The sequence below is a fragment of the Mesorhizobium sp. NZP2077 genome (genome assembly GCF_013170805.1).
GTDB lineage: Bacteria > Pseudomonadota > Alphaproteobacteria > Rhizobiales > Rhizobiaceae > Mesorhizobium.
The window spans coordinates 4,900,221-4,914,032 of sequence record NZ_CP051293.1 but is presented as its reverse complement, the minus strand read 5'-3'; the positions used below and the strand labels follow the sequence as shown (position 1 = coordinate 4,914,032).

The following is a 13,812-nucleotide window of genomic DNA, read 5'->3' as shown; positions in this document are numbered from 1 at the left end:
GCGAAATATAGCGTAAGCTCTTGCCGGCATCACGAAAAAGCCCGAATCCTCTCCGCCGATCGGTCTCGACGGGAAAAGGGGTGCTCGTCTTGGAATTTTTGCCGAGAGATGACGCCCTGTCGTGGTGCGGAAACAAACTTTCGGCAAGTGGGATTATGCAACCAATTGCATTTGAACCGGTTTTAGGGCCATTGCCGTGGCGGTGACGCCGCTGTGTGCCCGCTTACGGAATTTTCAATGAATATTCAGACGAATCCAGCCCAGATCGAGAAGACCAGCGCGAACTTCCCGGCAATCACGGAAGAGCCTATAAGGTCGACATTCCTGCCGGACGAACGGCTCCGGCTGCTCGGCGAAAGCCTGGCAAAAGGCGATCTCGCCGACCTGTTCGGCCTGACCCCGTTCGACTTCCAGGCCCGCATCCGCGACAGTGCCAAGAAGATTCTCGAAGTCTACCGTTCGACCAATGCGGCGCAAGCCAAGGGCGAAACGATCACCCCGGCCGCGCAATGGCTGCTGGACAACAACTACCTCGTCGAGGAGACCATTTTCCAGGTCAAACGCGATCTGCCGCGCCGCTTCTACCGTCAGTTGCCGACGCTGAAACTACCTGATGGCGGCATCGTGCCGCGGGCGCTGGCGCTGGCCTGGACCTATGTCGCGCATTCGGACAGTTCCGTCTCGGCGACCATGTTCAAGTCCATCGTCCAGGGCTTTCAGTCGGTCGAGCCGCTGAAGATCGGTGAACTCTGGGCGCTGCCATCGCTGCTGCGCTTCGTGCTCATCGAGAATCTCCGCCGGCTGGCGGTCAGGGTCAATCGCACCCGCCAGATGCGCCAGATCGCCAACGACGTGGCCGACAAGGTGCTGGCGACCGACGACAGCGCCGACCGCCAGGCGATACTGGCCAATTTCAGGGCCCACGCGCAGGACACCACCTTCGCCACCCAACTGCTTTATCGATTGCGCGATGGATCGCAGAATGCCGGCAAGGCCCTGGAATGGCTGGAAGGCGAGCTTGAAAAGACCGGCTCCGATGCTGAGGAGATCATCATCTCCGAGCATCACACGCTATCCAGCGGCAATGTGACGACCGGCAACATCATCCGCGGCCTGCGCCTCATCAACGACGTCGACTGGACGGTGTGGTTCGAAGGCGTCAGCCGCATCGATACCGTGCTGCGCGAGCGCACCGATTTCGCCGCGCTCGACTTCTTCTCGCGCGACCAATACCGCACCGCGATCGAGGAACTGGCGCGCCGCTCGAACCTCTCGGAGTACCGCGTCGCCGAAAAGGCCATCGAACTGGCCGGCCAGGCCGCCAGTGAACGCGCCGCCAGCGAACATGCACCGGCTGGCGATGGCGACGCTTCCGTTCCAGCTCCGTCCGCACATACCGATGTCGGCTTCTTCCTCGTCGGCCCGCGCCGGCTGGAGCTGGAAAAGGCGATCGGCTATCGGCAGACGATCAGCCAGATCGCCAAGCGGACCTTCGCCAAGACCGGGTGGCTTGGCATCGTCCTGCCGGTCTTCGTACTGACGGCCCTGCTTCTTGTCCTCACCGGTAATGCGTTGGCCAATCTCGGCCTGTCGGTGACCTCGATCGTGCTGATGCTGGCGCTGTTTGCCGTGCCGGCGAGCGAGGGTGCGCTAGCTTTCTTCAACACCGTGGTCTCGCTTTTCCTCAAGCCGACACGCCTGATCGGCTATGACTACAGGCACGGCGTGCCGCCCGAGGCGCGCACTTTGGTCGTTGTGCCTTCGCTGATCGGCTCGCGCGACGATGTCGAGGAAAACATCCGCAACATCGAAGTGCATTACCTTGCCAATCTGGTGGACGAGATCCATTTCGCGCTGTTGTCGGATTGGCCCGACAGCAAGATCGAGATCGATGCGGCCGACACCGAGATCCTCGAATATGCCCGCGCCGAGATCGCTCGTCTCAATGCCCGCTATCCCTCGGAGGCCGCGCCGCGTTTCTACATCCTGCACCGCCGCAGGCTCTTCAACGCCGCTCAAGGAGCCTGGATGGGCTGGGAGCGCAAGCGTGGCAAGCTGCACGAGCTCGACCTTCTGCTGCGTGGCGATAGTGACACCACTTTCCTGCCGCTCGAAGTGCCGCTGCCGGAAAAAGTCGTCCATGTGATGACCCTCGATGCCGATACGCGCACTACCCGCGATGCGGTGGCTACCCTTGTCGGCAAGCTCTGCCATCCGCTCAACCGTCCGCATTTCGACGCGGCTAAGCGCGTTGTCACCGCCGGCTACACGATCCTGCAGCCGCGCATCACCGCCTCGCTGACATCAGGCGACGAAGCCTCGTTCTTCCAGCGGGTGTTTTCGGCCAATCGCGGCCTAGACCCCTATGTCTTCGCCGTCTCGGATCTTTATCAGGATGTGTTCAGCGACGGGTCCTTCACCGGCAAGGGTCTCTATCACGTCGATGCCTTCGAGGCGGCCCTACAGGGCCGCATCGAGGAAAACACCGTCCTCAGCCACGATCTGCTCGAAGGCGCGCTGGCGCGCGCAGCACTGGTCACCGACGTCGAACTGGTCGAGGACTATCCGACCCGCTACTCGGTCGACGCCTCGCGCCACCATCGCTGGGCCCGCGGCGACTGGCAGTTGCTGGGCTTCATCCTCGATCCACGCTCCGGCGTTCCGGCCCTGTCGCGCTGGAAGATGGTCGACAATCTGCGCCGCTCGCTGACGCCGATCTTCTGGGTGATGGCGGCGATCGCCGGCTGGACCTTGCTGCCCTTCACGCAGGCCGCGCAATGGCAGGCCTTGCTGATCCTCAGCCTGTTCATGGCGCCGACCTTCGACGTCGTCAACGCCATCCTGCCCAAGAGCGGCGACCAGACGCCGCGCGGCCATTTCTCGGCGCTGGCGCGCGACGTCGCCTTCGGCACCGCCATGGTGGCGCTGAAGATCGTGCTGATGGCGCACAACGCCTGGATGATGGGCGATGCCATCGTGCGCACGCTCTACCGCCTGTTCGTCAGCCGCCAGAATCTGCTGGAGTGGCGCACCGCCTCGCAGGCGCACAAGGCCGGCGACAACGATGTCGGCTCCTATTACGGCATGATGTACGGCGCCGTGATTATCGGCTTTGTCGGCCTCGCCATTCCGGTGCTGGCCGATTCCACCGGCGCCTTCGTCGCCTTCTTCTTCGCCCTGTTCTGGATAGGCTCGCCGGCGATCGCCAGTTGGATCAGCCGCTCGGCCGAAACCGAGGACCGGCTGCGCATATCGCAGGCCGATATCCACACGCTGCGCACCGTGGCGCGGCGCACCTGGCATTATTTCGAAAGCTTCGTCACGGCGGAGCATCACAATCTTCCGCCGGACAATTACCAGGAAAGCCCGGCACCGGTCGTGGCTCCACGCACGTCGCCCACCAACGTCGGTGTCTACCTGCTGTCGGTCGTCTCGGCGCGCGATTTTGGCTGGATCAGCCTGTCCGATGCCATCACCCGCATCGACGCCACCATGACAACAATCGAGAGCATGCCGCGCCACCGTGGCCATCTCTTCAACTGGTACGATACCACGACGCTGAAGCCGCTCTATCCGCTCTATATTTCGGCCGTCGACAGCGGCAATCTCGCCGGCCACCTGGTGGCTGTGGCGGCTGCCTGTGCCGAATGGGCGGAAGCGCCTTCGGTCCACCTCCAGGGCGATTTTGAAGGCATTCTCGACACGGTGACGATCCTGAGCGAAAGCCTCGATGAGTTGCCTGACGACCGCCGGCAGCTCAGGCCTCTGCGCCAGCGTCTGGTCGACCGTCTGGACGGCATGCGGCGCGCCGTCGAGACCATCAAGGCGCAGCCGGAAATGGCTTCGATCCGCACCATCAACCTCGCCGTGCTGGCGGGCGAGATCCGCAAGCTGGCGACCGCGATCCATACCGAGGCGGCGTCGGCCCCGAGCGACGTTATCGTCGACTGGGCGGCAAGGCTGGAAGCCACGTGCGAGGCGCATGTCCACGACGCCCACAGCGACGACAATGCCGTCGAGGCGCTGCGCGCCAAGCTCCTGACCTTGCGCGAGCGCACCCGCCGCTTTGCCTTCGAGATGGAGTTCTCCTTCCTGCTGCGGCCGGAGCGCAAGCTGCTGTCGATCGGCTATCGCGTCGAGGAGCATCAGCTCGACGAAAGCTGCTACGACCTTCTTGCCTCCGAGGCGCGGCTGACCAGCCTGTTCGCCATTGCCAAGGGTGACCTGCCGACCGAGCACTGGTTCCGGCTCGGCCGCCCGATCGTCGAGATCGGTTTCCAGGGCGCGCTGATGTCCTGGTCGGGCTCGATGTTCGAGTATCTGATGCCGCCGCTGGTGATGAAGGAGCCGCAAGGCTCGATCCTCAACCAGACCAGCAAGCTGATCATCAAGCGCCAGATCCAGTATGGCCGACAGAAAAACGTGCCGTGGGGCATTTCCGAAGCGGCCTACAATGCCCGCGACCGGGAACTGACCTATCAGTACACCAATTTCGGTGTGCCGGGCCTTGGCCTGAAGCGCGGCCTTGGCCAGAACACGGTGATCGCGCCCTATGCCACCATCCTGGCGGCGCAGTTCAACCCGCGTGAAGCCGTGCAGAATCTGGCTCGGCTGCGCGACATCGGCGCGCTTGGCCCGCATGGCTATTACGATGCGGTCGATTTCACGCCGCAGCGCGTGCCTGAAGGCACCAACCACGCGGTCGTGCTGAATTACTATGCCCACCATTCGGGCATGTCGATCGCGGCGGTCGCCGACGCGATCTTCGAGGGTCGCCTGCGCGACCGTTTCCACAGCGATCCGGTCATTGAATCGGCTGAACTCTTGCTGCAGGAAAGGGCGCCGCGCGACATCCCGACCGCGACCGTCAGGACCGAAGCGGACGAGCGAGCGAAAGACGAGACTGAAACCGAGAGCCCCGACACCCGCATCGTGCTCGATCCCTTACGGGCCCTGCGCTCGACCAATGTGATGTCGAACGGCCGCTATTCGGTGATGGTGACCGCGACAGGCTCCGGCTACAGCCGCTGGGGCGATCTGTCGGTGACCCGCTGGCAGCCCGATCCGGTCGAGGACCGCCTGGGCTCCTACATCTTCCTGCGTGACGTCAGCTCTGGCGACTGGTGGTCGGCTACGGCGGAGCCAAAGCGCGCGGCCGAGGAGAAGGTACAGACCCTATTTTCCGACGACAAGGCGAGCTTCGTCAAATCGGTCGGCACGTTGCGCTCCGAGGTCGAATGCATCGTCGTTTCCGAAGGCAATGGCGAAGGCCGTCGCATCACGCTCTACAATGAAAGCACATCCGATCGTCACATCGAGGTGACGTCCTTTGCCGAACTGGTGCTCGGTTCGGAGGCTTCCGACAACGCGCATCCGGCCTTCTCGAAAATGTTCGTCGAGACCGAAATCGCCGCCAACAACGGCGCGATCTTCGCCACGCGTCGCAAGCGCGAAACCAGTGAGCCCGATATCACCTTGGCGCATTTCGTCACCGATCCGTCCGGACCGGCGCGCGATGCCGAGGCAGAGACCGACAGGCGCGCCTTCATCGGCCGTGGCCGCTCCATCGTCGACGCCGCCGCTTTCGATCCGGGCGCGAGACTCCGCGGCCATTCCGGCTTCACGCTCGATCCCATCGCCTCGCTGCGCCGCCAGGTACGCGTGCCCGCCAACAAGAAGATATCGCTGACTTTCTGGACCGTGGTCGGATCCAACCGCACCGAGCTGGAAGAGGCGATAAACCGGCTCGACCATCAGGAGAGTTTTGCCCGCCAGGCGATGCTTGCCTGGACACGCAGCCAGGTGCAGACCCGCCATATGGGCCTCAGCCTGACCGATGCCGCCAATGTGCAGAAACTGGCGCGCTATCTGATCTACCCCGACGCGTTCCTGCGCCTTCCCGCCGAATCCCTCGCCTCGGGCCTCGGCAAGCAGTCGAGCCTGTGGCCGACCAGCATTTCGGGCGATTTCCCGATCTTCCTGGTCAGGATCGGCGACGTCGCCGATCTGGAGATCGTTGCCCAGGCGCTGCGCTTCCAGGAATATATGCGCACCCGCGGCATGATGATCGACTTCGTCGTCGTCAACGAGCAGGCCTCGTCCTACGTCCAGGACCTGCAGCGTGCGGTCGAGACACTGTGCGAAAACAGCCGTCTGCGCGGCAAGGAACTGGGTCCCCGCCAGCACATTTTCGCGGTGCGCCGCGACCTGATGGAAGAGACCACCTACAAGACACTGCTCGCCGCCGCCCGGGTGGTGCTGCACACGCGCAACGGCACCATCTTCGATCAGATCGAGCGGGCCGAGGCAGCTGCCCTGCAGGCGCGCGACGCCTTGCTGCCGACCGGATCGCCGGCTCTGCGCGACATTTCGGCGCCGGTGGCGCATGCTTTTGCCTCGCAGGCCGTGGCGAATGTCAGCGCCGATGGCACGGGCCTAAGCCAATGGAATGGTTTTGGCGGCTTCGACGGCGACGGACGCCACTATGTGGTGCGTCTGGCTGGCCGACGCACCACGCCGCACCCCTGGATCAACGTCGTCTCCAACGCTTCGTTTGGGTTCCATACGTCCGCTGAGGGTGCTGCCTTCACCTGGAGCCGCAACAGCCGCGACTACCAGCTGACGCCGTGGTCGAACGATCCGGTCTCGAACCGGCCGGGCGAGGGCATCTATATCTACGATCAGGCCAGCGGCAGGGCGTTCTCGCCGATCGCTGCGGTGGTGCGCGATCCCTCGATGACCTACGAAGCCTGGCATGGCCAGGGCTTCTCGACCTTCCGCGCCAAGCGCGGGCCGTTGTCGATGGACCTGACCCACGTGGTCGACCCCATCGATCCGGTGAAGATTTCGCGGCTGCGCATCCAGAACTCCGGCTCGGTGCCGGCGCGGCTGCGCATCTATGCCTATGCCGAATGGGTGCTTGGCGGGCATCGGTCGCGCACCGCGGCAACCATCGTCCCGTCGCGCGACGGAGCAACCGGTGCGTTGCTGGCGCAAAACCCTTACGGGCTCGATTTCAGCGAGCGCGTGGCCTTCCTGGCCGCCGATGCCGCTGTCCATTCGGTCACGACTGATCGCTCGGAGTTCCTCGGCCGGCATGGGTCCAGCGAACTGCCGCAGGCGGTGTTGAGCGGTGCGGCGCTGTCGGGTCGTGTCGAGGCCGGAGACGATCCTTGCGCGGCGATCGCCCGCGACGTCGAGATCCCGGCCGGTGGCGACGTCACGCTGCTGTGGCTGCTCGGTGATGCCGATTCTTCTGCGCAGGCGAGCGCGCTGGTGCAGACGCATAGGGGCAAGGATTTTGACCAGCGGCTCGCCGACAACGAGCGCGAGTGGCGCGCCTTCCTCGACACCATCCAGGTCGAGACGCCGGACAAGGCGCTCGATGCCATGGTCAATCACTGGCTGCCCTATCAGAGCCTTGCCTGCCGCATCCGCGCCCGCTCGGCCTTCTATCAGGCCAGCGGTGCCTTCGGCTTCCGCGACCAACTGCAGGACACGCTGGCGCTGCTGGCGCATGATCCGACACTCGCGCGCGACCAGATCCTCAATGCGGCACGGCGGCAGTTCCCGGAGGGCGACGTGCAGCATTGGTGGCTGCCGCGCACCGGAGCTGGCGTGCGCACCATGATCTCCGACGACGTGGTATGGCTGGCCCACGCCACCGCGCGCTATCTCCAGGTGACCGGCGATGCCGGTATCCTGAAGGAGCAACTGCCCTTCATCGACGGGCAGGTGCTGGGCGAGGGGGAGCACGACGCCTTCTTCACTCCCGAAATCTCGAAGAAGACGGTGTCGCTCTACGATCATTGCGCGCGGGCGCTCGACCTTGCCATCAAGCGCAGCAGTCCTGCCGGCCTGCCGCTCATCCTTGGCGGCGACTGGAACGACGGCATGAACCGCGTCGGCGAGCACGGCAAGGGCGAGAGCGTGTGGCTGGGCTGGTTCCTGCTCAGGACGCTGGGCGATTTCGCGCCTGTTGCCAAGAGCGAGGGCGACAGCAAGCGCGCGCAGGCCTGGGCAAAGCATGCCGAGGCGCTGAAGCGGGCGCTTGAAAGCACGGCATGGGACGGCGAATGGTACCGGCGCGGCAGTTTCGACGACGGCACGCCCTTGGGGTCACGCACGTCCGAAGAGTGCAGGATCGATTCCATCGCCCAGTCCTGGAGCGTGCTTTCGGGCGAGGGCGACCCGGCCCGGTCGACGACGGCCATGCAACAGGCCACCAAGCTTCTCGTCGACGACAAGCTCAAGATCGTCAAATTGTTCACGCCGCCCTTCTCGAAGACGCAGAAAGACCCCGGCTACATCAAGAGCTATCCGCCGGGCGTGCGCGAGAATGGCGGCCAGTACACCCACGCCGCCACATGGTTCGTCATCGCGCTGGCCGAGATGGGACAGACCGACGAAGCCTATCGCTGCTTCTCGATGCTGAACCCGGTCAACCACGCATTCGACGAGGTTTCGGCCGAGCACTACCGTGTCGAACCCTACGTGGTCGCCGCCGATATCTATGCCGGAGACGATAAGGGCGGACGCGGCGGCTGGACCTGGTACACCGGCTCGGCGGGCTGGCTCTACCGGGCGGCGGTGGAGGGCATCCTCGGCATCGAACGGCGCGGCAAGCAGATCACGTTCCGGCCGAAACTGCCCAGCCACTGGGATGGCTACCACGCCACGCTCAAGATGCTGGGCGCCGAGATCAAGGTTCATGTGGTTCGCGACAAAAAGACCAAGACGATCTCGCTAGAAGTCGACGGTTCGAAAACAAAGTCCGCTTCCTTCGAACCCAAAGCCGGCACTCAGACCGAGATTGTGGTCAAGATACCGGCGTGAAATCAACAGCTTAGATCAATAGATCGCGCGTCCTTCGGGACGCGCGACGCAGCGCCCCGTTACTTGCGCGCGATCCGCGGCGACGGCCGCCAGATGCCTCCTGATCAAGCCTTGCAATACCCTCGTGATTAAAAATGTGGCAGTGCACCGCTACTGCCATGATTTTGCCGCAAGGCTGACATTTCACCTTTTATCTCAAACCGTTAGGTGATCACGTCAGATTTCGTATCGTCGTCATGTTTTGTTCGCTAAATGGGAACGGAACCGGTAGACGGGCATTGTTTTGCGACGCATCACTCGTTACGTGTTTAGGGAATGGTGCAGTGCACAATATTGGTATTGGGCACAATAGAGAGTTGGCGGAGTAGCTGAAGTGTCACTTCTGCAGATCTATTGGAGAGCGCTGGGCTATCTGGCATCCGACAAGAGGCGCGTCGCGCTGATTTGCGGCGCCAATGTCGCGCTGGCCGCGATTGCGATCGTTGAGTCGATCCTGTTTGGTCGAGTGATCGACGCTATCTCCAGCCACGGTCCGGTTTTTTCAATGCTCGCTCTCTGGGCCGGCCTCGGCGTCTTCAGTGTCGTTGCCTTTGTGCTTGTGGCGCGCGGCGCCGATCGCTTTGCCCATGCCCGCCGCTCGGAAGTGCTCTGCCAGTCCTTTGAACGCGTGATCACCATGCCGCTGGCCTGGCATCATCAGCGCGGAACTTCCAACGCCTTGCACACGCTGTTGCGCGCGGTCGAGACGCTGTTCAGCCTATGGCTCGAATTCATGCGCCAGCATTTGTCCACGGCCGTTACGCTGGTCCTGCTGGTGCCGACGGCACTCAGCATGGATGTGCGCATGTCGATGGTGCTGCTCGCGCTTGGCGTGCTCTATGTCGGCATCGGCCGGCTGGTAATGAAGCGCACCAAGGCAGGCCAGGCAGCCGTCGAGCGCCACTACCACAAGGTGTTCGCGCATGTGACCGACTCGGTCAGCAACGTCGCCGTGCTGCAGAGCTACAATCGCCTTGGCCACGAGGCCGAGACGCTGCGCCGTTATGTCAGGAACCTGCTCGACGCGCAAAACCCCGTGCTCGACTGGTGGGCGATCGCCAATGCGCTGCAGCGGCTGTCCTCGACCATATCGATGATGGTCGTGCTGATCATCGGCGCCTATCTGGTCACCCATGGCCAGCTGCGCGTCGGCGACGTTGTTGCCTTCACCGGCTTCGCAACGCTGCTCATCTCCCGTCTCGACCAGCTGTCGGCTTTCGCCAACCAGATTTCGGAGGCCCGCGCCAAGCTCGAGGAATTCTACAAGCTCGAAGACTCGGCTGCCGATGCCGCCGAGCCGGATGGCCTGCGCGACCTCACCAACGTCACCGGCCATGTCCGTTTCGAGGATGTCGGCTTCGAATTCGCCAATTCGGGGCAGGGCGTCAGCGACGTGTCCTTCGAGGTTCAGGCCGGCCAGACCGTTGCCATTGTCGGACCGACAGGGGCCGGCAAGACCACGCTCATCAATCTGCTGCAGCGCGTCTTCTCGCCGTCCAGCGGCCGCATCCTGATCGACGGCATCGATACTCGCACCGTGAGCCGCAAGTCGCTGCGCCATTCGATCGCCACCGTGTTCCAGGATGCCGGGCTGCTCAACCGCTCGATCGAGGACAACATCCGTGTCGGCCGTGCCGAAGCGACCAATGACGAGATCCATGCCGCTGCCACCGCGGCGGCCGCACAGGACTTCATCCTGGCCAAGAGCAATGGCTACGACACGGTGGTCGGCGAACGTGGCGGCCAGCTGTCTGGTGGCGAGCGCCAGCGCATCGCCATCGCCCGCGCGGTGCTTAAGGATGCCCCGATCCTGGTGCTCGACGAGGCGACCAGCGCGCTTGATGTCGAGACCGAGGACCGGGTCAAGGAAGCGATCGACGAGCTGCGGCGCGACCGCACCACCTTCATCATCGCCCACCGCTTGACCACCGTTCGCGACGCCGACCTGGTCGTGTTCATGGACAAGGGCAGGGTGGTCGAAATGGGTGGCTTCGCCGAACTGTCGCTGCGCAACGGCCGCTTCGCCAGCCTGCTGCGCGCCGGCGGCCTGCTCAACGACGAGGAAGTCCGCCGCCTCAGCCGCTCCGTGCAGGACGCGGCCGCGTAACTCGTTCCTTCTCCCCCGCGGGAGAAGGGAAACATGCTTCCCAGCCTGCGACACCACCGCTCGATTGCCCCAATCGCCCCGGCGGTCTATGTAAAGTCGCATGAGCGACACGACTTCACGCCTGACCGGCTGGATGGACCTTGCCAACCCGACGCGGTTCGTCGGGCTGGCCGACAAGGTCGTGCCATGGCTGGCAACGATCGCCGCACTCATCCTTGCCGTCGGCCTCTATATGAGCTTCGCGGCGCCCGAGGATTTCCAGCAAGGCATCACGGTCCGCATCATGTACATCCACGTGCCTTTCGCCTGGCTCGCCATGATGTGCTACACGCTGATGGCGGTCTCGGCGCTTGGCACGCTGGTCTGGCGCCATCCGTTGGCCGATGTCGCGCTGAAATCGGCGGCTCCCATCGGCGCCGTCTTCACCGCACTGGCGCTGATCACCGGTTCGATCTGGGGCAAGCCGATGTGGGGCACCTGGTGGGTGTGGGACGCGCGGTTGACCTCGGTGTTCGTGCTGTTCCTGATGTATCTCGGCATCATCGCGCTGACCCGTGCGCTCGACGATGCCAGCCGCGCCGCCTGGGCCGCCGCCATCATCACGCTGGTCGGCTTCATCAACATCCCGATCATCAAATTCTCAGTCGACTGGTGGAATACATTGCACCAGCCGGCCTCGGTGTTCCGGCTCGGCGGACCAACCATCGACCCCAGCCTGCTCTGGCCGCTGCTGGTCATGGCTTTAGGCTTCACCGTGCTGTTCTTCGCGCTGCACCTGATGGCGATGCGCACCGAAATCCGCCGCCGCCGGGTGATGGCCATGCGGCGGGTGGCGGCGCGGCAGGCCGAGCGGCAACCGGCCTGATCAACTGTTGCCGGCCGTAACCGGTCAGGCCATCAGCCCGCGCGCTGCCACCGGCAGCGTTTCCAGCACCTTGTCGCCATCGATCAGGTTGACCTCGTTGAACAAATTGGTGACGACGCAGCAATGGTCGGGCACCACGCGCACACGCTCACCAATGCGCAGCTTCGCGTTACCGGAAAGCGTGACAGTGCCGTGTTCTTCGCTGAGCCCGGTGACCCTTGCGTCGGGGTTGCCGAGCAACTCGCCAAAATCCTTCAGGCCAAGTGTATCACTGGAAAGCGCCTTGCTGCCGGCATCGAGAATGGCGCGTGTTGGCGTCGGGCGGCTGACCACCGTCGACAGCACCGTCAGCGCGCAATCGTCCAAGGTGCCGACGCCTTTGGCGACCTGATAGCGGTCGAGATAGATGTAGGTGCCGGGGCGATATTCGGTGACGACGGAAGCATCGGCGGAGCGCCACATGTCAGGCGTGCCGCCGCTGGAGACGCGCTCGCAGGCAAGACCCGAAGCGGTCAGCGCCTGCTTGGCGGTGGCGAGCCAGGCCTCGGCCTCCACCGCGCGGCCGGCGGCCGGATAGGTCATCAGCCCGCCGAAGGTCAGGCCACTGGCCTTGTCGATCAGCCTTGCCAGCGCAAGAGCTTCATCGGCCGTCTGCACACCACAGCGGCCCATGCCGGTGTCGCATTCGACCAGCACCGGCAGTGGGTGGCCGGCATCGGTGAAAGCCGCCGCCAGTCCTTCCAGGGTATCCGTGCTGTCCGCCGTGACCGACAGGGTGACGCGACCGTGCAGCGCCTTCAGCCGTTGCAGCTTGGCGCGGCCGAGGATGTTGTAGGGGAGAAAGATGTCGGACAACCCGGCATCGGCCATCACCTCGGCCTCGCCGATCTTCTGGCAGGTGATGCCGACGGCACCCGCCGCCACCTGCTTCTTCGCCCAATAGGGCAGCTTGTGCGTCTTGATGTGCGGCCTGAGCTTCAGTCCGCTCCTGTCGGCATGGGCCTGTGCGCGGGCAATGTTGGCTTCGGCGCGTGCGGCGTCGATCAGGATCGACGGCGTATCGAGGTCGTGGATCGTCGGCATCTTCTATCCCTGTGAGAATTTCGCCGGGTTTATGAGCCTGAAAGCCGGCGATGTCACGCGGCCAGCCGACCGGATCGGTGGGCCATCCGAAGGTAGCAAAGGGCACGGCGGGCAGCGACATGGATCGACACCGCAGCGACGTTCGGCTATGCGAACTGTCGGAAAAATCGACACGAAGGGTCACGATCATGAAACGCTCTGCCATCAACGATATCATCCGCGAAGCCGACGCTTTCATCCGCTCGTTCGGCTACATCATGCCGCCCTTCGCCTATTGGTCGCCCGAGGAGATGAAGGCGCGTCAGGTCGATTCTTCGGCGATCTTCACCTCGCGGCTCGGCTGGGACATCACCGACTACGGCCAGGAGAAGTTTAGGGAACTCGGCCTTTTCCTGTTCACCGTGCGCAACGGCCGCTATGAGGACATGAAGAAGGGCATGGGCATGCTCTACGCCGAGAAGATCATGATCTCGCGCAAGGGCCAGCTGTCGCCGATGCACCGCCACAACATCAAGGCCGAGGACATCATCAACCGTGGCGGCGGCAAGCTGGTTCTGGAACTGTTCATGCACGATCGCGACGGCGGCATCGATCCCAAGGCCGAGGTGTCGGTCCCCGTTGATGGAACCATCCATCGGCTGCCGGCGGGCGGCCTGCTGAAGCTCGACCCGGGCCAGAGCGTCACGCTGCTGCCCGGCGTTTGGCACGCCTTCTGGGCCGAGGGCAAGGACGTGCTGATCGGAGAGGTCTCGACCGTCAATGACGATCTCACCGACAATGTGTTTCGCGAGACGATCGGCCGTTTCTCCAACATCGACGAGGATGTCGCCCCCGTGCACCTGCTGGTGGCCGACTATGAAAAGTGGCTGGGGTAGGGCAAGTC

5 protein-coding genes are annotated in these 13,812 nt (G+C 63.8%); 4 read left to right on the top strand and 1 reads right to left on the bottom strand.

Features of this window, described 5'->3' with window-relative positions; all coding sequences use genetic code 11:
- Positions 1–237 precede the first annotated feature (237 nt).
- The 3 genes from HGP13_RS24625 to HGP13_RS24615 all read left to right on the top strand — a co-directional run bounded on the left by HGP13_RS24625 (position 238) and on the right by HGP13_RS24615 (position 11,846).
- Positions 238–8,835, top strand: coding sequence for a glucoamylase family protein (locus HGP13_RS24625; protein ID WP_172229848.1), 8,598 nt, complete (start codon positions 238–240; stop codon positions 8,833–8,835).
- A gap of 373 nt (positions 8,836–9,208) precedes the next feature.
- Positions 9,209–10,981 carry a glucan ABC transporter ATP-binding protein/ permease gene (locus tag HGP13_RS24620; RefSeq protein ID WP_172229845.1) on the top strand — a complete coding sequence of 591 codons (1,773 nt, stop codon included), beginning with the start codon at positions 9,209–9,211 and terminating at the stop codon, positions 10,979–10,981.
- A gap of 100 nt (positions 10,982–11,081) precedes the next feature.
- Positions 11,082–11,846, top strand: coding sequence for a heme ABC transporter permease (locus HGP13_RS24615; RefSeq protein ID WP_172229842.1), 765 nt, complete (start codon positions 11,082–11,084; stop codon positions 11,844–11,846).
- A gap of 24 nt (positions 11,847–11,870) precedes the next feature.
- Here HGP13_RS24615 and HGP13_RS24610 read toward each other — a convergent pair whose 3' ends face one another.
- Entirely contained in the window at positions 11,871–12,929 is a 1,059-nt protein-coding gene (locus tag HGP13_RS24610) for a D-TA family PLP-dependent enzyme (protein WP_172229839.1), read from the bottom strand.
- Between the two features lie 188 nt (positions 12,930–13,117).
- Between HGP13_RS24610 and HGP13_RS24605 the strand changes: the two genes are divergently transcribed.
- Positions 13,118–13,804 carry a D-lyxose/D-mannose family sugar isomerase gene (locus HGP13_RS24605; protein ID WP_172229836.1) on the top strand — a complete coding sequence of 229 codons (687 nt, stop codon included), beginning with the start codon at positions 13,118–13,120 and terminating at the stop codon, positions 13,802–13,804.
- The last annotated feature ends 8 nt before the right edge of the window (positions 13,805–13,812 follow it).